This is a genomic window from Bradyrhizobium sp. sGM-13 (genome assembly GCF_018398875.1).
In the GTDB taxonomy this organism is placed as follows: domain Bacteria; phylum Pseudomonadota; class Alphaproteobacteria; order Rhizobiales; family Xanthobacteraceae; genus Bradyrhizobium.
Window position 1 is genome coordinate 170,202 of the sequence record NZ_JAGWDK010000005.1, and the last position, 19,410, is coordinate 189,611.

Here is a 19,410-nt window from a genome sequence, read left to right on the forward strand (position 1 = left end):
TGGATATATCGTTCAGCAGATCGATTGAATGTTAATTTAGCTGCTCTCAAAGGGGAGTGCAAGCCCATGATCCTGCGTCAATTCTTGCATCGTGATCCCGTCGGCATCTCCTACCTTTTTGGCTGCGGCAGCAAGGCAACGGCGGCGGTGGTTGATCCCGTTGGCGATATCCAACCTTACCTCCAAGCCGCAGAAAATGCCGGCATGAAAATCAACTTCGTGATCGACACGCATGTTCACGCGGACCATATCTCCACTGGGCGGGCGCTCGCGGAGGCGGCCGACGCGCCGTATGTGCTCTCGGCCGAGGTAGGCGTCGCGTTTCCGTTCAAGGGCGTACGCGAAGGAGAGATCCTTCCTCTTGGCAACGTTACGGCCAAGGTTCTGCACACACCCCGCCACACGCCCGAGCACATCTGCATTCTCGTGACCGACCACACCCGCGGCGAGGAACCCTGGTTCGTCCTGAGCGGCCACACGCTAATGGTCGGCGATCTCGGCCGCACCGAGCTTGCCACGAGCGCCGAAGAAGGCGCGAAGCAGTTGTTCCGCACCGCACGTCGGCTAAAGGAGCTTCCAGATGATGTCGAGGTGCTGGCGGGCGCCTATGCCGGCTCCGTCTGCGGCCGGCGACTCAGCGGCAAGCCATGGTCGACCATCGGCTTCGAGAAACGGCACAATCAGGCGTTCATGATCGCGGATGAAGCCGAGTTCATTCGCTTCATGGTGTCGGGGATTCCGCCGGCACCGCCGGAGGCCGCGAAGATCAGGGCCGTCAATTCAGGCCTCGCAGCTAAAGCTGCGTGATCCGATGAGCGAAGCTGTATCCAGTTCACAAGCTTCCTCATCAGTCAGGCTCGGCCTGAAGGAGAACTGGCCGCAATTCGCTTTGCTTGTCCTGATCAACGCCTTCGTCGGCGGGATGGTTGGAATCGAGCGAACCGTCGTGCCGCTGATCGGCGCCGAGGAGTTCAGAATCGGCTCGACGACGCTTGTCGTCTCGTTCATCGTCAGCTTCGGAGTAGTGAAGGCCTGCGCCAACCTGGTTTCCGGCCAGCTTGCCGACATCTGGGGGCGCAAGCGCGTTCTCATTCTGGGCTGGCTCGTTGGGCTACCGGTGCCGTTCATGATCATCTGGGCACCAAGCTGGGAGTGGGTGATTGCCGCCAATGCCCTGCTCGGCATCAACCAGGGCTTTGCCTGGTCGATGACGGTCATCATGAAGATCGATCTTGTCGGACCGAAGTCGCGCGGACTGGCCGTAGGCCTGAACGAGTTCGCCGGCTACCTCGCCGTTGGCGTCACCGCGTTCCTCACGGGCTACCTTGCGTCGGAGCATGGGCTGCGTCCGGCGCCGATTTATCTCGGCGTTGTCTATGCGATCCTGGGCGCCACGCTCTCGATCCTTCTGGTGCGCGACACCCGCGATCACGTTCGGCTCGAGACCGCGGGCCATGCGCGGCAGGCAGCTCCGATCAGCTTCAGGGAGGTTTTCCTCCTCAGCTCTTTCAAAGATCGCAACCTGTTCGCCGCTTCGCAGGCCGGGCTCGTCAACAACCTTAACGACGGCATGAGCTGGGGAATCTTCCCGCTGTTCTTTGTGTCGTTTGGACTGACGGTCGAGCGTATCGGCATCTTGAAGGCGGTCTATCCGGCAACCTGGGGCATTCTACAGATCGCAACCGGCCCGCTGTCAGACCGCTGGGGCCGCAAGGGCCTGATCGCGGGAGGCATGTGGATTCAGGCGGCGGCCCTATTCCTGACCGCCGCCACCAGTCATTTCGAGTGGTGGCTCGTCGCGAGCCTCCTGCTCGGTCTCGGCACGGCGATGGTCTACCCCAGCCTGATCGCCGCGGTCTCCGACGCATCGCATCCGAGCTGGCGCGCCCGCTCGCTCAGCGTTTACCGATTCTGGCGCGATCTCGGCTACGCGATCGGCGCGCTGTCGGCCGGCATCATCGCCGACCAATTCGGGCTCGCAGCGGCGATCATCTCGATCGCGGCGCTGACGTTCGTTTCTGGCGTCGTCGTTGCGGTGTTCATGCGCGAAGGTGCGACCGGCGCTGGACCTGCCGCTACCACCGCAGCGGTCACAAAATGAATTGACGGACGTTGCGCTGCCATAGCGATCCTAGATCCAGAGCAGTGCAGCGTCCCTAATTTCAAAGTGAGTCTCACTGATATGCCCCCGATCTATCTCGACTACAACGCGAGCACGCCCATCGATCCAGCGGTGGCGGCAGCAATGCGGCCGTTCCTGGACGAGGCGTTTGGGAATCCATCCAGCGGACATTGGGCCAGCGCGCCGGCAAAAGCCGCCCTGGAGCGAGCCCGTGGCCAAGTCGCCGCACTGCTCGGGGCCGCGCCCGACGAGATCGTTTTCACCAGCGGCGGCAGCGAAGCAAACAACTTGGCAATCAAGGGCACCTTCTTCGCGCTGAACCGCAAAGGTGCGCACATCATCACCTCGGCCGTCGAGCATCCCGCTGTTCTTGCTCCCTGCCGGTTTCTGGAACGGTTGGGCGCTGCGGTCACTTACCTTCCGGTCGATCGCACGGGCCGGGTCGATCCGGAGGACGTGCGTCACGCCATTACCCCGCATACGGTCCTGATCAGCATCATCCACGCTAACAACGAGGTGGGCACAATCCAGCCGATCGAGGAAATCGGCGCGCTCGCGCGGGAGCGGAGGATACGTTTTCACACTGACGCGGCGCAGTCGGTCGGAAAGATACCGACCAAAGTCGGCAACCTCGGCGTCGATCTGCTGTCGATCGCAGGTCACAAGCTCTACGCTCCCAAGGGCATCGGCGCACTTTATGTACGGAGCGGCGTCGAACTGGAGCCGTTGATCCACGGCGCAGGCCATGAGATGGGGCGTCGTGCCGGGACCGAGAGCGCACTGCTGGCGGTCGGGCTCGGGACAGCCTGCGTGCTGGCCACGAACATTGCACCGATGGAGCGCATCCAGTCGGTACGTGACCGCTTCTGGCAGGCACTGCAGGATCGTTTTGGCGATCGTGTCGTGCTTAATGGCCATGCGATACATCGTTTGCCGAACACCCTCAACGTATCGTTCGTGGACAGGATCGGTGCGGACATACTGAGAGAGCTGCACGGTGTCGCAGCATCCACGGGTTCGGTGTGCCATTCGGGGCACATTGAGCTCTCGCCCGTTCTCGCCGCGATGGGCGTACCCGAAAGAATTGGAATGGGAGCGATACGTTTCAGCTTGGGAAGGGCAACCACGTCAGACGAGATCGATGATGTGGTCGCACGTCTGGGCGGAATCGAGTCGGCCTGATCGCTTGCGTGCGGCTGGTTACATGCCATTCAAAAGCCCCGCGTTTCTCCGCCAACAGGAGGACAGGCTCGTTCGTCCAATCGCTCCCAGCATGGACATCCAGATCCGCTTGTTCGAGAGCTGCCGTCACTTCGGCGAGCGCCGGAAAGCGATAGATCTCGGGCGGAAACGATGTGACGGCTGCCGGATCGGTCTTGGTCCGGAACAACAGTCCCAATCGGCCGCCTGACTTTAAGACGCGCGCCCGAACTTGAAGGCGTGTGCCGAGAGGCGGGCGCACCAGAAACCCATGCTTTGCATTGAAATAGTTAAGCGTTTTTTCGTCCAGTGACTGCCGAACAGTGGCCGCAAGAGTTTAGCAACCAGCTTCTTCATGTGCGCTGGTTCTACCCTTACTGCGGCTCATTTGGATGTCTGTCCTCACCTTCGCCGTCCTTCAGATTGATTGTCTCTGGCGCTGGCCACAAAGTGAAGCTGTTCGTCGAGCAAGCTGGATCGGCCGGAGAGGACATCGCTGGAGCTGTACAGGCGGCCGGCGTCGCTCGAGCTTCCCCCAATGCCTCGCCTGAGCTGCTTGCAATGGAGGAAATGGCTCGTGCACAAAGCGTTGGTATCTGGCGTCGCGGCCGATAGTTCGTGTCGACGCAGAATGGGCTTTCGTCAACCGCTTCTCAGCACGATGGTCTCAACGGTCAATCTCGCAAATAAAATCCTCGAACTTTCAAGCAGCGGTGCGGGGAATTTCATCGAAGTAAGCAAAGCTCACCGTGAAGGGCGCACCGAGTTTTGTTCGGACCCACTCGGCCAAACACGTCTCCGCATCAGTCGCGAGCGGATGCGGCACTGCCAACCGAAGCTCAATCAGATTGCGGGACTTCTGGAGGAACTGATACTGCCTGATCTGGGGTGCGATCTCCAGCATGGTCGCAATGTTGGTTGATGACAGCAGTGGCCAGCGTCGTTCAAAGGCATGACCAACATATTCTGAGTGCGGCCGAGGATCCGCTGGATTACGGGTAATCCACGTCCACATGGGCAAGGTTGACCGACCTCGACATGGTCTCCGTCGTAGCGGATAAGCGGCATGGCGAGATTGTGCAGCGAGGTAACGAGGAGTTTGCCGACCTCGCCGGGCGCGCAGGGCTCGCCCGCCTCATTCAAGACCTCAGCCAGAACATGCTCCGATTGAATGTGGTAGTGCTCGTGATCGGGACATTGCAGGGCGATGTACCCGATCTCCCGTGTCGAGTAGATGTCGACGAGCGGCACGCCCCATGCTTCGCGAACTGCGCTTCGGACCTCCGGCTTCAGGTTCTCCGCTATGGTGATAACCTGCTTGAGGCGTGGCAACTGAACACCCTGTTCGCGACAATGATCAGCGAGCCGGTGCACAATGGTTGGATGAGTCAGTAGGTAATCGGGGTTGTGGCGCTGCAGCCATTCGACCTGCTGTTCGATTGGCGTCGCAACATTGAGACTGACCAACGGACCTGTCTTGAGGATTGTGGCGCTTGAGGAGCCCCAGCTTTCGGCCCGAAGTCCCTCCGGATAGAGGGCTTTGCCCGGCCCGCTCTCGCGCAAGGTTGCGAAGACGCCGCCAAGATCACGCCGATGCCAGAGATGGTCGCGAACTGTGAATGCGCTTCACATCAGCTCCCAGAGCTGTGTGCGGACCGAGCGGATCGGTTTGCCGGTCGACCCCGACGTATAGATTTCTCTCAACTCTCCATGTCCTGGCGGCAGCATTTCCGTGATCATCGAGCCGGTGGCGTCGGCTGCCTGGATTTCCGCGCGGGTGAGCGGAGCGATGCGCCGCCAGACCTGATGCCAACTCTCGTCAGCCGGAAGTTCGCCTAAGTCCCGCAGCCGCTCGCGATAGAACGGCACGTGAGCGCGGGCATGATCGAGCAGCACCTTGAGCTGATCACGCTGCTTTCTCGATGTCTCAGGCGGAGACCACCATTGGCTCTGCTCGAGCTGGAACAAAATAGCTAGGAGGCTGGCGCCGCTCGGGGCGGGGACTCCTGGCCACGCTATGCCGCCAATCGTCGAGCTAACGGAGAGGGGCATGCTACGAACTCTCGCGACAGTTCATGTCAGGTTCAGCCCGCCTGAGCCAACCTCATCGTATGATCGACCGCGCGTACGGGAACCGTCAAGGTCCTGTTCGGTTGCTTTGTTGGGTGAGGTGAGACTAGCGGGGCAGCAGAGGCCAGCTATGAAGATGATCATCGGTGCGGCTTTACTGGGCGTTCTCACTGCGAGTGCGTCAGCAGCCGCTGATGCGACGGGAAATCCGGCGAAGTTCGATCCTCTCACGACGGGAGAGGGCGGAGATGGATCGGGATCGGTCAGGCTTTCAAGCAATCTACCGTCGACATTTCTGGTCGTGCCGGATGCCGCACAATCTCTGCTGGTGACCGTCGGTGAAGGCGGCGAAGGCGGAGAAGGGCGGCGTGGTCGTCGGCTCCGTCGCCATCCGGGAGACTATTATGGGTATTACAGATCCCCTCGCTATCGGTACGACCGAGATTATTCGCCGTACTACATGCCGGATCGTTATGGCCGACCGTACTATGATCAGCGCTACTACCGGCGACCTTCGCCGTATTATTGATCGGTAAGCAAGCGGGTTGGGGTACCTTTACAGACGTGCTCGCAGAACAGCGGCGCTCGGCATGCGTTGCTCACGTGGCCGCAAGAACGGTAGGAACAGGATGAAGATTTTCGTCTCCACGGCATTATGTGTGGCCGCACTGGTGCTCGTTACTGATGCTGCCTCCGCCGATCCCTGGAAAGACGAGAGCGGCAAGGGCCAGTTGCGGGGATACGGATGGCAGCACGACGACTACGCGCCGCGACGGTACCGTCAGGCCGGGCCGATCCCGCGGGGTCATCTGCCACCCCCTGGCGAGTGCCGGGTCTGGCGTCGGGGCGTCCCTCCCGGTCACCAGCCGCCGCCCTTTAGATGCTGAGCAAAATATCCATCTGCACGGGAATTATGCGCAGCTCTGTCCCGGACGAGTAATCGGGTGCGAGCGCCCAGGCGATGAAGGCGGGGCGTCAATGCCACGCCCGTGGGTCTCTTGGGCGCCGCGCTGTACAAGCCAGCATGTACGAGCGCCGTCCACCCATCCGCGGGATTTCGGCATAAGCGCTCGTCGGCTTCGCGCTGCTCACCGCTTGGCGCGGCGCCGTCTCTATTACTGGTCGCGTTCAGCGCGATTAGTGGAATCCTGCGCTGGCCGCAGCGCGATGTGCGCTCGGGATCGCAGGGACGCTTGAGACGCCTATGGTGGCTGATCTGATGATCTGAGCACGCTGTCCGGAGAAGCCGGGCGACAGATCCTGATCAATGAGGACCGGCGCGCGGTGGCAGGCGTGCCCGTCCCTACAACGGGCGGGCGGCAAGCAACACACACCAAGGGCCTGAAAAGCACCTGTAGGTCCGAAATGCACCTTGCTCCTTCACCCATCTCGGTAAGCTATTGAAGTTACAAGGATCTTCTCCGCGATCCGAGCGCGCCAACTTAAAAGATCAGCCTTGTTTTGTTAGGTTTTCGGCTCCGCGGCCCGCATCCTGTTACGGGGTGCAAGGGGCAAACCCGTCACAGCCTGGCCGGGCTCGGTCGAGGTTTGAGCGGGATTTGGAACGTCTTGTATCGCGCTATATCAGGAAAGCTGTCCGCGGCGCGGGTAGAGACCAACCCGACGACCGCGGCCGGAACTTCTTTGCCGACCAGCCGACTGACCGCAGTGGTTTGACCTTTGCTCAGTTGGACGTCGGGCGCACCCGCTGCCGCCATCGCGGTCCTGACGCGGCTGATCGACGACTCGGAATATCTATCGTCGATCGCAATTGTCTTGCCGGCCAGGTCGGGGACCGACTTGACGTCGGGACCTGTCACGAGCACGGCCACAAGCGCGTCCAGCGACGCATCCAATGTCGGGACCGACATTCGCGCCGCGGCGGCAGAGGCGGCCACCACTTGCTGCTCTGTCGTTCGGCTTGGCGGAACGTCAGTCGTTGGATGCAAATCGCTGGCGCTTACTGGAGGCGCTTGGGAAGCAACGACGTTGCCCGTCGTTTGCTGGTTCGCTTGCGGCGAAGGAACCGGTATGGGAACGGCAGCTTTCGCCGCGACCTTGATTGGCTTGGGTGTTCGACGGACCGCGTGGTCCGCGTGAGATCGGGGCGGCCTGTCGCCACGCAAGGCGACGGCGGACGGTTTCGTTGCGGCAGAATCGCTCTCATACGACTCAGGTTCGATCGGCACATGAACCGCGGTCAGACAGGCTAACGGATTCATGCCGACGCAGGATGGCTGTGTTGGTGGTTGGCTGCTGCAACCGACCAAGGCGACAGCCAGCGCGCAAATAAGGAGCGTCCTCAATCGATCCTCCTGAAGAGGTTGAGTGCTGCCCGCAATTCTTGCGGCTTGAAGGAGTTTGCGCTGATCCTCAATCCATGATGCAAAACTGTTAAATGCGCATTAAGCGTGGGCCACGCGCAGCTTGATGCGCCGGCATGGTTAATGCGTTAGCCAGTGCCGCTTCGGATGAACAGAAGCGACCCGGCACCATCCCACGGTCCTTGCATTCACACGTCTGCCCTTTCGTTGCTTTCTTCCATGCGGGATTTCGCCACGAATCGGTCGCCATGCTCCATGCGCTGGGGTTTTTCATCGAGTGATGGAGAATGACCGATGGCGAGTATCGAACGACTTCACAAAACTGCGCCGCTGGATTTGGCCAAGCTTGAAGAAGATGTCGTAGGGAGCCTTCCTGTGATCAGGGCGGCTCCATCGGGGCCGATGCCGGACTACGTCGAGCATGAAGAGGGCGTCACGCGCGTCGGCGCGCTCACAGCCGAGGCCGTGGTGCGTGACTATGAAGCCGCTGCCAAGGAGATCGAAGCCATGGGAGCAGAACTGATCAGTGCGGCGAAGAGATGCGAGGCAATGACCGCCGAAGTGCATAATGCCATTGCCTTCATGCGCGACACTGCGGCCTCGTATCGTGAAGAAGCCAAGAAGATTTTCAAGCGCATCGAGGAATGCTCGATCTTCACAGAACAGGTTCGGAAGACCTGCGAGACCGTCAAACTCAAGATGATCGAAGGCAAACCATAGCCGCGTTGAGCTATCCGGAACATCGACCAGCTTTGTCGTCCCGACGGGAAGACTTGTTTTTGAATAGTGTGTGTGAAATGCGGCACACGCGGGTGCCGCGAATCAGCTTATTCTGTACTCCTCCCTAGACTCGCACCCGTCGCAAATGACGGGTTCTCTTTGTACTAGCCGACGTGCCAGCAGCGGCACTGCGGTGGCCGCACGGCAGTTGCTCGGAGAGGTCTTAGTGCCTTCCAGCCGGCAGCTCCATCCTGTCTAGGACGTATTCCCTTAACTAGCCCACGTGCCGTCTCACGCATTCCGTCCAACGTGCACGAGCGACGCCCGAGCACGTTCGATCGGCAGCCACTGTGGCGGAACCAAAGTGCCGGCCATCTGCGTCGCGCCACGCGATCATTGCTGTCGCCCAGGCTCCGCGCGAAGAAAGGTTCCTATCGCGCCATAGAGCCGCTCGCGCATTTGGCCGCAGTAAAAATTGGAACGAAAACAGCGTCTGCAAATTTCCCGGGCTTGCACAGCTACCAAGGAGACGATCATGAAAGTACTAGCGATCATAGTAGCGTTGTTCTTTGCGCTCGGCTCAACGTTGGCTCTCGCTCAAGGTGGCGGAGCCGGAGGAGCCGGAGGAGCCGGGGGCGCTGGCGCAGGCGCAGGTGCGGGCACCGGTGGGGGTGCCGGCGGTGCGGCGGGCACTGGGGGAGCGGCAGGCGCGGGCACGGGCGGAGCCGACGCGGGTGGAACGGGCACAAGCGGAGCGGCTGGTGGCCCTTCCGGTAGCGCCGGCGGCGGCGGCCCTAATACGCCGGACGAAGAAACGAAGCGAAAAATGAAGAGGTAAAGGCAGCCGGCTTGGCCGACAACACCTCACATGTCGAAAGGCGGCATGCGCCCGGAAAGGCTATGAGATGCGCGAGGATCTTATCAGCCATCCATTAGTGCTTAGCGCTTCGCGGTGCTCGGGCCGTTTCCCGGCCTCGAGGATGGCGGAGCGCTGAGCTACTTGAAACTACCGCTCCCAGTTGTGTATTTGCCTGAGCGGTGAAGCCGTCATTCTCGCTCTTTCTTCTTCGTCGGGCTCTCCTTGGCCGCGCCAAGCGGACTGTGGGAACAAGGATTCGTCTTGTCCGCACCCTTAAGTCATTCTTGCTGAGGTGATTCGGAGCCGCCGATGCACCGAACGGCGCCGTTTAGACCTTATGCCGACGGCTGAAGGAGAAGGCGCGTGTCCGCAAGGACACGGCCGCGCGATTCCTTTTGGTGCCAGGTGATGGTTGCTGCCCTGATGTCGCATCGTTCGCGTAAACTGAACCAGCCTTGCCGGTGATTCCGGCTCTCTGACCGCGGTTCGGCATGTCAGCCCATCCGGAGCACATGAATGCTATTTCTGAGCTACGCCTATCGATTCCTCTCCAACTTCGTGTTCCTGGCGCTGGTCTATTTTGCTCTGAATTTCCTCGAAAAGTACCAGCATCGCGTCCTCGTCGCGGTTCTCGTGCTGGTCTATGCCGGCATGCATGCGGCCTCTGCGCTGCGGTCGTTTCACTTCTTCCAGCGCATCGAACGGCTGGAACTGGAGGCCCGCCGTTTGGTGGCGGCGCTGGGCGAGGGGCCGAGTTCGACGTCTACGCGCAAGCAGGTGATCGCCGAAGTCAGCGGGCTTCGCCAGGCCGGCGAGATCAAGGCCTATATCGACCTGCTGTTTCTCGCCATCGTCATCCTGCTCTGCATTGCCAAGATCGTGGCCAGTTGAGCCTTTGTCGCAATGGCGGGCGAGCGGTGCCCGACGTCAGGAAAACGGATCGGCGGGACCACGGCCGATCAGCGCTTTTTCAAGCCCGCAACGCGAACCGACCGCCGCTTGGCTTGTGCAGGCTTCGGCGCGGTCCCGCTGGCGCCCTCCGGCGCCTGCACGGTCTGTCCGGCGGGTACCGGCGGCTGAGCGGTCGCTGCGCGGTCGTGGCGACGGGATTTCCCGGCGAGCCTTGCCGAGGAGACCTCCGTCGACCGAGCTTGCGCAATCGACGTCGTCCGCCGCGCGGACAAGGCCAGCGTGGCGACGCGCGTCGATTCCGGGATATTGTAAATACTCTCCGCCGGAATCGGCAGCGCGGCCAACGTGCCGACCGGCGGCAAACTCATCTGGCGCGGCCACGGCGTCGCCGGTGACAAGGGTACACCGCGCCCGCGTCGCCGGGCGTGCGCACCAAGATCGGCCGTGTGCCAGTCGAGATTGGACAAGGCCGGGACGGGCAGCGCGGCGGGGCCGGCGGCAGCGAATTTCGAGACCTTCGGCCAGCGCGAAATCGCCACCACTTCCGACGGCGGATGCAACTGCCATTGCTGCGGCTCAGTCGGCGTCGCCGGCCGCTCCGGCGTCGCCGGCACCACATGGACGATGCGATAGCCGCGCGCTTTCAGTTCGCTCAGGATTCTCGGCAGCGCCGTGACGGTGCGCGGCTGAATGTCGTGCAGCAGCAGGATGCCCTTGCCCTTTCGCTCAAGCCGCTGCATCGCGAGCTCATAGACGCGATTGGCCGACACATCGCGCCAGTCATCGGCCGGGAAATCGGCGCTCCAGAGCTGAAGTCCCTTGGAAGCGGCGAATTCCTCGATCTCGTCGGTGCGGCGCAGGCCGGGAATGCGCAGGAACGGCGCGGGTGCGGTGCCGTCACCGAGCGCCGCGGTCACCGATGCGATGCCTTGTTCGATCTCCTGTTTGGAGCGGTCGAACGGTAGGCGATCCATGCCGGCCGGATGATTCTGGGTGTGGGTGGCGACCGTGTGGCCGGCATCGCGCACCTTGCGCACGCCTTCCGGACTGGCGTTGGCCTGGCTCCCGACCAGGAAGAAGGTCGCCTTCGCGCAGTGGGCGGCGAGAATATCGAGAATCTGGTCGCTGTATTTCGGCAGCGGTCCGTCGTCGAAAGTCAGCACCACCTCACGGTCTTCGAGTGGCAGCGTCTTGCGGTATTGCATGGTGCCGATGATGGGATGGGCGCGCGGATCGACCACGATGGTGCGTGATGTGCCGATGGCGTCGCGATGACCGGGGCACTCGGCGGCGGAGGCTGTTTGCACGGTGAGGCAGGCCAGCGCTCCCATGCAGAAAGCGGCCCAGGGCCGCGCTCGGAGGCCTTCGAGTACGCTAACAATCATTGAACACCGGCTTCATTCCAACCCTTGGTCCTGACGACCAGCACCAAGGTCCAATCTTTCTTCAGGCGGGCCATGCTTACACGAGACGCGATGAATCGTGCTTTAATCGACTGAACTTCATGCCGATTTTGGCTCTAATGTGCCTTGCCGGACACGGTTTTGGCATCTGCCGGGACGAGGTGGACCACGCGGTAGTGGTTGTCGCGGAGGTAGCGCAGAAAGGCCGGCAGCATCGAAGCGGTCTTCGCCTTCGGATCGTGCAGCAGGATGATGCCCTTGCGGGCAATTTGCAGCCGGTCGGTGAGCAGTTTCAACTGTTGCTCCGGCGTCATATGATTCCAATCGCTGGCCCATAGATCGGCGCCGAACACGGCGATGCCGCGCTTTGCAAGGTCTCCAGCGTGGCGGGCGTCATTTCAAAATAGGGGAAGCGAAAGAACGGCGTGGTTGGGGTCGTGGTAGCCGTGCCGTGCAGCGCCGTTTCGACCGCCGCGATGCCCTTGTCGATCTCGCCGATGGCAGCCTCCGGCTTCATGTATTTGAGATTGTGGTGGGTCCAGGTGTGGTGCGCGATAGTATGGCCCTGGGCGGCCATTCTTCGCACCAGTTCGGGATGTTCGGAGGCGCGCCTTCCGAGCAGGAAGAAGGTGGCGCGCACGCATTCCTGCGCCAGTGCCGGCAGTATCTTCTGGTCCGTCGGCCGCCACGGTCCGTCGTCGAAGGTCAGCACCACCTCGTGGTCTTCCAGCGGAAGCGTCTGTGGAAAGCTCTTGAGGCCCACGCGCGGGTAGGTAGCTGCGTCCACTGCGAGAACGCGTGAGATGCCGAGTGCGTCCTTGCGGGGACATTCGGCAGCCGTCGCCGCCGCAACGAAGGTCATGAATGCCGCGGCCGCCATGAACGGTGCCGCGCTGAAATGTCGGGTCATTTGCGGTTGGACATATTTGGCATTGCGCTCGGTGTTGCCGATTGGGTAAGCGTGCAGCGTAACTCAGGCAAGTTCTCTTTCATCTGTCAAACCGGCGAGGCGCGGCATGGCCGAGAATATCGACGTTGCCCAAGCCGAGGCGCGGTCAGCGCAACGCTCCGTGCTCGACCATCTCCTGATGCGGGACGAGGAGGGGCAGCTCCGACGCGAGTTTGTCGAGGAGATTACGCGCGCCATCCATGCTGCCGACCGGCCGTTGTTGTGCGAGGTGGTGGCGGAACTACACGAGGCCGATCTCGGCGATTTGATCGCGGCCCTCGAGCCCGAAGACCGCGTCACCCTCGTCGAGATCACGGGCACCGATTTCGACTTCTCGGCGCTCAACGAGGTCGACGACGCTGTCCGCGAGGAGATCCTCGAGGAGCTCGAGCCGGAAACGGTTGCCGAGGGCGTTCGCGAACTGGAGTCCGACGACGCCGTCCAGTTGCTCCAGGGCCTCGACGAGGAGGACCAGGAAGAGATCCTCGAAAGGCTGCCGCCGCCCGAACGCGTCGCGATCGAGCGCGTGCTGCTCTATCCGGAAAATTCCGCCGGCCGCCGGATGCAGACCGCGTTTATCTCGGTGCCGCCGGATTGGACGGTCGGGCAGGCGATCGACTACATGCGCGACACGCCCGATCTGCCTGACCGCTTCTACGAGATCTACGCGGTCGATTCCGAACAGCACTGGCAGGGTGCGGTTTCGCTCGACACGCTGTTGCGGGCACGCCGCCCGGTGCCGCTTGTCGACCTGATCGAGGAAGACCGTCGCCGCGTCTCCGTGCTCGACGACCAGGAAGAGGTCGCGCGGATGTTCGGCAAGTACAATCTGGTTGCGGCCCCCGTCGTCGACACGACCAACCGGCTGGTCGGCGTCATCACCATCGACGACGTCGTCGACGTCATCGAGGAAGAGGCCGATGAAGACCTGAAGGCGCTCGGCGGCGTCACCAGCGACGAAGAATTGTCCGACAATGTCTGGACCATCGCACGCGGCCGATTCAATTGGCTCCTGGTCAATCTGGCGACCGCGTTTCTGGCGTCCTCCGTGCTCGGCCTGTTCGAGGGTCAGCTCGAGAAGATGGTGGCGCTCGCCGTGCTCGCACCGATCGTGGCGAGCCAAGGCGGCAATGCCGCGACCCAGACCATGACGGTAGCGGTGCGGGCGCTGGCGACCCGCGAACTCGGTTCCAACAACGCCTTCCGCGTCGTCCTGCGCGAGGCGATGGTCGGCCTCGTCAACGGTCTCGCTTTTGCCGTCATCACGGGCGTCGCTGCGGTGGCATGGTTCAAGATCCCCGGCCTGGGCGTCGTGATCGGCCTCGCCATCATCTGCAACCTGGTGGCCGGCGCGCTCGGCGGCATCCTGATCCCGATGGTGCTGGATCGGGTGCGCGCCGATCCGGCGGTGGCGTCGGGAACTTTCGTCACGACGATTACCGACGTGGTCGGCTTCTTCTCGTTTCTCGGCATCGCCACGCTGTGGTTCGGACTGAAGTAGCGTAGCGTTTTCAAGCGAAAGCCTGCCCGGACTTGATCCGGGGTGGATTCCGGTTCGCGTGAAGAAAACGCGTCGAAACGACGTCTCATTTATCGTTAATCCGACCTTAAGGCGCTTCGCCGATGATGTAGGCGCACGAGGTCAACATGCAGCGGTTGCGGCTGAAAGCGGACGGGCGGATCGTCGAACTGCGTGACGGGCAGGAGTTCCCGCTCGTGCCGACGATGCCCGGGCTCGCGCTGGCGATGCCCGGGCTCGCGCCGGCGCAGCCTTCAACCGTGACCGTCATGCCCGGCGCGCCGAGCGAAACCGCCGCACTGCCTGCCGTGCGCGACCTTCGTCGTCGCGCCTGCCTGACCCAGATCGAATTCGCGGCGCGGCTCGGCGTGCCCGTCGAAACCATCCGGAACTGGGAGCAGGGCAAGCGCGTGCCGCGCGGGCCTGCGCGGGCGCTGCTCGCGGTGATCGCCCATTCGCCGGAAACCGTTTTCGCCGCGCTGGCCACGGAACCGGAGTCCGCCTAGCGCTTATTTGGTGCGTTTCTCACGCGTACCGGAATTCGCTCCGCTCGAAACGCCATCTGCTGGCACGACTGTTTCCGCAGCCCATAATGGGAACGGTCCGCGGATACAACCAATGCTGTTTGTCGAAGCCAATGGCGCAAAAATTCCGGCGATCGGGCTGGGTACCTGGGAATTACGCGGACGCACCTGCGCGCGGATCATCGAGCAGGCATTGCGGCTCGGCTATCGCCACATCGACACCGCACAGATGTATGACAATGAACGCGAGGTCGGCGAGGGGCTGCGGGCTGCGGGCGTGAAGCGCGATCAGGTTTTTCTCACCACCAAGGTCTGGCCCTCGCATTTCGCGCCCCATGACCTGGAACGTTCCGCCAAGGAAAGCCTGGTGCGGCTGCGCCTGACCGAGGTCGATCTGTTGCTGTTGCACTGGCCGAACCCGCAGGTGCCGCTGGTCGAGACGCTGGGCGCGCTGGCACGGGTCAGGCAGCAGGGCCTCGCCCGCCATATCGGCGTGTCCAATTTCACCGTGGCCTTGATCGAGGAGGCGGTGGCGGCATGCCCGGAACCGCTGGTCTGCGACCAGGTCGAGTACCATCCCTATCTCGACCAGACCAAGGTAAGGGAGGCTTGCGCACGTCACGGCATGGCGCTGGTGGCCTATAGCCCCGTCGCCAAGGGGCGCATCAAAAGCGATCGCGCGATGCAGCGGATTGGTGACCGCTATCGCAAGACGGCGGCGCAAATCTGCCTGCGCTGGATGGTGCAGCAGGGCGTGGCGGCAATTCCACGCACCTCGAAACTCGAACGGCTCTCGGAGAACATCGAGATCTTCGATTTCGAGCTGTCGGACGAAGACATGCAGGAGATTTCCGCCATGGGCAGCGCCGGCGGCCAGCTCACCGATTTCGGCTTCGCGCCGAAATGGGATTGAGGAGCCGCACCGCCGAACGCTATTCTGGCGACCGTAAGAGACAAACCTCATTTCGGTGCGATGGAGCCGCGGCGGATCATACCTACTGAGATCACCGCGTCGGCAGTCGCACATGTGTCGCTGCTGACGCTGTTCCTGCTGTTTTCGGAGGTGCATCCGTTCGGCTCGGTGACCGCCGAGCAGGTCCCGGTCGAGATCGTTACGCCGCAGGAAATTCCCGAACAGCCAAAGCCGGCCGAACAGCAAGCCGCTGAGACCAGGTCGGAACCGGCGCCAATCCCGCAGCCCGATTTCTCGCTGCTGGAAACGCCTGCCGCTGCCAGTCCACCGCCGCCATCACAATCGGCAGCGCCGGCCTACAAGCCGCCCGAGCCGGATATCTCGATCAAGTATCAGGTGCTGCTGGGTTTACCGCCCGACCTCTCGCTGCAGCCGCAAGCTCCGGCACAAGCCCGCAACAAGGACGACGACAATTTCGACGGGCCGGCGACCGAAGCCGCCGACATCTCGAGCACGCTGATCGCGGAATTCCGGCGGCAACTCAAGACCTGCTCGAAACTGCCGGCCTCGCTGTCGGGCACCGACGACGTTAGGGTCAAGCTGCGTGTCCTGATGACGCCCGACGGCAGGCTCGCCGCGGAACCGATCCTGATTGAGGCCAGCGCCTCCACGAAGGGGCCATTGCTGATGCAGGGCGCCATCCGCGCACTTTCGGCCTGCCAGCCCTATGGCATGCTGCCGGTAGACCGCTACGGCGAATGGAAGGTGCTCGACCTCAGCTTTACGCCGCAGGATTTTACGAGCGGCTAGCGACTATCGCGAATGCCGCTCGGTTCGGGAGTCCCAACCCGGGCGGCATCGGTTCGCTTCTCAGTCCGGATGTTCCTGCAGCGCGCGCCGGATCGCCATTTCAACCGGCGAATATTCGCCGTCCTCCCGCTCGAGCCGGATAGGTTCGGCCGGATGCAGGGGCGGCTGCGCCATGAAGCGTGGCCTCGAACCGCGATGCGGTTGCGCGGCGTGGATCAGGAAGGGATGACATAGATAGACCGTGCCGGCCTTTCCGACGGCAAGCGCTTCCGGACGCTCGGCCGCCACGTCGGCGAGCATCAGGTGCGACATGCCAGCTTCTCCCGCAGGCTCGAGCAGTCGCGCCATATCGAGGTGCGAGCCCACCCGGATACGGGTCGGCGCATCCAGTTCGCCAATATCGGAAAACAGGAAGAGCATCAGCAGCGCGCGGCCACGCGATGTCACGTTGACTCGCCACGAGGCGAAATCGTTGCGCTCGCTTGGATCGTCCGACGGGCCAGGGAAGCTGAGGTCGACGTGCCAGCCGGTATCGCCGGGATCCTCGGCATGCGGGAAGCGCACCGGAAAACTGCCGAGGTCGGCGCGCGGCCGCCAGCGGCCGCTTCCGACGAGCTGATCGAAGGTTGCGTGGAGCACCGGTGTGTTCACCGCTTTCCGAAACGGCTCCTGTCCGTAATAGCCGAGCCGGATCACCGGCCGCGTCCAGGTCTTCTTGTCGAAGGGATCGCATCCGGTGTCGCGCCAGAGAATGGCGCAGGCTTCCGCGGCAAGCTGCTCGGGGAAAGCGTTGTCCAGTCGGACAAACCCGTCTTGAACAAACTGATTCAGTTGTGCGTCGCTGAGCGCGCGCACGTGTCGAATTGCATTAGAAGGCATGAAATCCTCATATCGCTTGGCCAGCCAGCATCATCGCGCGCAGCGAGAACGGGTCGGGTCATTCGGTCATTGAATCGCGCTGGCGCCGAAAACGGCACAGACGCGCTCGTTTCCGCCCGCCGGCGCGGGCAAGCCGTTAGTGGCTGAGGAAAAAGGCCGAAGCGATATTGAAGATGCGGATCATCATCATGGTGGCGGAGAAATAGCACAGGCGTATTGAGGCATCAATAAAGTCCACCGGCTCGTCAGTTCCCCATCGCCTGCCAGGCGTTCGAGGCGAACTGCCGCCGCCAGGTCACGATCACGACGAGTGCGGTCGTGATCAGCAACACCCAGGGGCTGACGAACCAGCCGAGATAGCCGAGTGCGAAGAAGAACGCGCGCTGGCCGCGGTTGAAATGCCGCCCTGCCGCCTCGAACAGGCGCGTCGTGCGCATGACATGGGCTTCTGCTTCCGCCGTGTCGCGCTGTGACGAGGGCGGCATCGCGCCGAGCAGGATCGCGACATAGTTGAACAGACGGTATGACCAGGCGAATTTGAAGAAGGCGTAGATGAAGATCAGGATCAGCCCGACGCATTTGATCTCCCACAGCGCGGGCGAGGGGGTGAGATCGACCGGCAGCTCGCGAAACACGGCCAATGCATCGTTGGTCGCGCGCAGCAGCGCCAGCGCGCCGCCGATCGCGATCAGGCTGGTGGAGGCGAAGAAGGCGGTGCCGTTTTGCAGCGAGGCCATGATCTGCATGTCGACCATGCGTGCCTCGCGATCGAGCATGTTGCGCACCCAGACCTCGCGGTAGGCATTCATACGCGCCGACAGGCTGTCGCGGCCGTAAGCCGTGTGTTCGAGCGTGAAGCCATAGGCCAGCCACTCGACGACGAAGAAGGCGACGGCGGCGATATCGACCCAATAGGCGCCCATGTGGCGGCATCCCCGATGATGGCTTGCGTGATCGTGATGTACAGGTTGGACGGGTGCCGTGCACTATGGCAAGATGCCGATCCCAACAGGATTTCCCCCGCAAATGTTGAAACTGGTCATCGGCAACAAGAACTATTCATCATGGTCGATGCGGCCATGGCTGGCGCTGCGCGCCAATAACATCCCCTTTGAGGAGGTGTTCATCCCGCTCTACACCAACGACAAGGCGGACAAGGACCGAATCCTGAGCTTTTCGGATTCGGGCAAGGTGCCGACGCTGATCGATGGCGATGTCACGGTGTGGGATTCGCTCGCAATCATCGAGTATCTCGCCGAGAAATACCCGCAGGCGAAGCTGTGGCCGGAAGACCGCGCCCGCCGGGCGCATGCGCGTTCGATTTCGGCGGAAATGCATTCGGGATTCATGCCGCTGCGCAACGAATGCGGCATGAACCTGCACCGTCCGATCGGTGCCGTCGATCTGTCGGACGATGCACGCGCCAATGTGGCGCGCATTCAGGAGATCTGGTCCGATTGTCATCGCCGTTACGGCAAGGACGGACCGTTCCTGTTCGGCGCGTTCGGCGGGGCAGACGCGATGTTTGCGCCGGTGGTGCATCGCTTCCGCACCTATGCGATCGAAGTGACGGACGAGGCGAGGCACTATTTCGATGCGATGATGTCGTTGCCGGCATTCCAGGAATGGACCCGCGCCGGCCTTGCCGAAACGCTTGTCATCGATCGGTTCGAGACGGTCTGACGACGCGCCGGGCCGGCGGGGTCTGCAGCTCCGCCCGCGGCTTGCAGCCCTCGATCAATCTGCCGCCGGGCTGTCCGATTTTGGGAAAAACGGCTTCGATGCCGGGTAGGCGGATAACCGGGAACCCCCTGGATTGGCCTTTATCGCCCTGAAAAACATGCAGAATTTGCGCATTTGCCATGCCTCGATGCCGCTGGCTTTTAGGCGATGGCCTGTGCTAGGTTGCCGCAGGGTTCTCAAGTCGGCCGAAAGCTAGCGGGACCGTGAGCGCGGCCGGCGTTCTTGCGTAATGGAGAGGGCGTTGAAGCATAAGTACTCCGTTGGAGAGACTGTCTATTTTACTGCCAGCAACGTGGCCCGTCCGGCCGCCAGCGGCACCTATGAGGTGATCCGGCTGCTGCCGACTGATGGCGACGACTGCCAGTATCGCATCAAAAGCTCGACCGAAGCTTTCGAACGGGTCGCCAAGGAAAGCCAGCTCGCGATTTCCTGAAACAGTTGTGCGCAAGCAGCCGGCTGACGG

19 protein-coding genes and 1 pseudogene are annotated in these 19,410 nt (G+C 62.2%); 12 read left to right on the forward strand and 8 right to left on the reverse strand.

Going from position 1 to position 19,410, the window contains the following annotated elements; translation table 11 throughout:
* Positions 1–66 precede the first annotated feature (66 nt).
* From KJQ96_RS09490 to KJQ96_RS09500, 3 genes are all read left to right on the forward strand, one after another.
* Positions 67–807 (forward strand): MBL fold metallo-hydrolase, encoded by a 741-nt coding sequence (locus tag KJQ96_RS09490; RefSeq protein WP_213286384.1) that lies wholly within the window; start codon positions 67–69, stop codon positions 805–807.
* 4 nt (positions 808–811) lie between these two features.
* Entirely contained in the window at positions 812–2,101 is a 1,290-nt protein-coding gene (locus KJQ96_RS09495; protein WP_213286385.1) for an MFS transporter, read from the forward strand.
* A gap of 81 nt (positions 2,102–2,182) precedes the next feature.
* Positions 2,183–3,304, forward strand: a complete 1,122-nt coding sequence (locus tag KJQ96_RS09500) for a cysteine desulfurase family protein (protein ID WP_213286386.1) — start codon at positions 2,183–2,185, stop codon at positions 3,302–3,304.
* Positions 3,305–4,025: 721 nt separating this feature from the next.
* Here the strand turns inward: KJQ96_RS09500 and KJQ96_RS09505 are convergent.
* The 3 genes from KJQ96_RS09505 to KJQ96_RS09515 all read right to left on the reverse strand — a co-directional run bounded on the left by KJQ96_RS09505 (position 4,026) and on the right by KJQ96_RS09515 (position 5,374).
* Positions 4,026–4,226 carry a hypothetical protein gene (locus KJQ96_RS09505; protein WP_213286582.1) on the reverse strand — a complete coding sequence of 67 codons (201 nt, stop codon included), beginning with the start codon at positions 4,224–4,226 and terminating at the stop codon, positions 4,026–4,028.
* Positions 4,166–4,885 carry a phenylacetate--CoA ligase family protein gene (locus tag KJQ96_RS41980; protein WP_375293154.1) on the reverse strand — a complete coding sequence of 240 codons (720 nt, stop codon included), beginning with the start codon at positions 4,883–4,885 and terminating at the stop codon, positions 4,166–4,168. The genes KJQ96_RS09505 and KJQ96_RS41980 overlap by 61 nt, the downstream gene beginning before the upstream one ends.
* Positions 4,886–4,948: 63 nt before the next feature.
* Positions 4,949–5,374 carry a hypothetical protein gene (locus KJQ96_RS09515; protein ID WP_213286388.1) on the reverse strand — a complete coding sequence of 142 codons (426 nt, stop codon included), beginning with the start codon at positions 5,372–5,374 and terminating at the stop codon, positions 4,949–4,951.
* Positions 5,375–5,522: 148 nt separating this feature from the next.
* Here KJQ96_RS09515 and KJQ96_RS09520 point away from each other — a divergent pair, with 148 nt between their 5' ends.
* Positions 5,523–5,921 carry a hypothetical protein gene (locus KJQ96_RS09520; RefSeq protein WP_213286389.1) on the forward strand — a complete coding sequence of 133 codons (399 nt, stop codon included), beginning with the start codon at positions 5,523–5,525 and terminating at the stop codon, positions 5,919–5,921.
* A 991-nt stretch (positions 5,922–6,912) separates the two neighbouring features.
* On the opposite strand, the gene KJQ96_RS09525 is transcribed toward KJQ96_RS09520, so the two are convergent.
* Positions 6,913–7,290 carry a hypothetical protein gene (locus KJQ96_RS09525; protein WP_309142389.1) on the reverse strand — a complete coding sequence of 126 codons (378 nt, stop codon included), beginning with the start codon at positions 7,288–7,290 and terminating at the stop codon, positions 6,913–6,915.
* Between the two features lie 720 nt (positions 7,291–8,010).
* Between KJQ96_RS09525 and KJQ96_RS09530 the strand changes: the two genes are divergently transcribed.
* Positions 8,011–8,436: a hypothetical protein gene (locus tag KJQ96_RS09530; RefSeq protein WP_213286390.1), complete on the forward strand. Its 426-nt coding sequence runs from the start codon at positions 8,011–8,013 to the stop codon at positions 8,434–8,436.
* A 1,375-nt stretch (positions 8,437–9,811) separates the two neighbouring features.
* Positions 9,812–10,186: a hypothetical protein gene (locus tag KJQ96_RS09535; protein ID WP_213286391.1), complete on the forward strand. Its 375-nt coding sequence runs from the start codon at positions 9,812–9,814 to the stop codon at positions 10,184–10,186.
* A 68-nt stretch (positions 10,187–10,254) separates the two neighbouring features.
* Here KJQ96_RS09535 and KJQ96_RS09540 read toward each other — a convergent pair whose 3' ends face one another.
* Positions 10,255–11,592, reverse strand: a complete 1,338-nt coding sequence (locus tag KJQ96_RS09540; protein WP_213286392.1) for a polysaccharide deacetylase family protein — start codon at positions 11,590–11,592, stop codon at positions 10,255–10,257.
* 134 nt (positions 11,593–11,726) lie between these two features.
* Positions 11,727–12,490: pseudogene (locus tag KJQ96_RS09545) on the reverse strand (polysaccharide deacetylase family protein).
* Positions 12,491–12,626: 136 nt separating this feature from the next.
* Between KJQ96_RS09545 and mgtE the strand changes: the two are divergent.
* From mgtE to KJQ96_RS09565, 4 genes are all read left to right on the forward strand, one after another.
* Positions 12,627–14,060 (forward strand): magnesium transporter, encoded by a 1,434-nt coding sequence (gene mgtE / locus KJQ96_RS09550; RefSeq protein WP_213286393.1) that lies wholly within the window; start codon positions 12,627–12,629, stop codon positions 14,058–14,060.
* A 146-nt stretch (positions 14,061–14,206) separates the two neighbouring features.
* Positions 14,207–14,584: a DNA-binding transcriptional regulator gene (locus KJQ96_RS09555; protein WP_213286394.1), complete on the forward strand. Its 378-nt coding sequence runs from the start codon at positions 14,207–14,209 to the stop codon at positions 14,582–14,584.
* Between the two features lie 112 nt (positions 14,585–14,696).
* Positions 14,697–15,515 carry an aldo/keto reductase gene (locus KJQ96_RS09560; protein ID WP_213286395.1) on the forward strand — a complete coding sequence of 273 codons (819 nt, stop codon included), beginning with the start codon at positions 14,697–14,699 and terminating at the stop codon, positions 15,513–15,515.
* Between the two features lie 114 nt (positions 15,516–15,629).
* Positions 15,630–16,325: a hypothetical protein gene (locus KJQ96_RS09565; protein ID WP_309142390.1), complete on the forward strand. Its 696-nt coding sequence runs from the start codon at positions 15,630–15,632 to the stop codon at positions 16,323–16,325.
* 60 nt (positions 16,326–16,385) lie between these two features.
* Here the strand turns inward: KJQ96_RS09565 and KJQ96_RS09570 are convergent, their stop codons facing one another.
* Together KJQ96_RS09570 and KJQ96_RS09575 are read right to left on the reverse strand one after the other, a co-directional pair.
* On the reverse strand, positions 16,386–17,204 hold the full coding sequence (locus KJQ96_RS09570; RefSeq protein WP_213286397.1) for a phytanoyl-CoA dioxygenase family protein: 819 nt from the start codon (positions 17,202–17,204) through the stop codon (positions 16,386–16,388).
* A gap of 245 nt (positions 17,205–17,449) precedes the next feature.
* Positions 17,450–18,127 (reverse strand): DUF599 domain-containing protein, encoded by a 678-nt coding sequence (locus tag KJQ96_RS09575; protein WP_213286398.1) that lies wholly within the window; start codon positions 18,125–18,127, stop codon positions 17,450–17,452.
* Between the two features lie 103 nt (positions 18,128–18,230).
* Here KJQ96_RS09575 and KJQ96_RS09580 point away from each other — a divergent pair, with 103 nt between their 5' ends.
* Together KJQ96_RS09580 and KJQ96_RS09585 are read left to right on the forward strand one after the other, a co-directional pair.
* Positions 18,231–18,887: a glutathione S-transferase family protein gene (locus tag KJQ96_RS09580; RefSeq protein ID WP_213286399.1), complete on the forward strand. Its 657-nt coding sequence runs from the start codon at positions 18,231–18,233 to the stop codon at positions 18,885–18,887.
* 289 nt (positions 18,888–19,176) lie between these two features.
* Complete coding sequence (locus KJQ96_RS09585) at positions 19,177–19,380, forward strand: hypothetical protein (RefSeq protein ID WP_108517906.1); 204 nt, start codon at positions 19,177–19,179, stop codon at positions 19,378–19,380.
* The last annotated feature ends 30 nt before the right edge of the window (positions 19,381–19,410 follow it).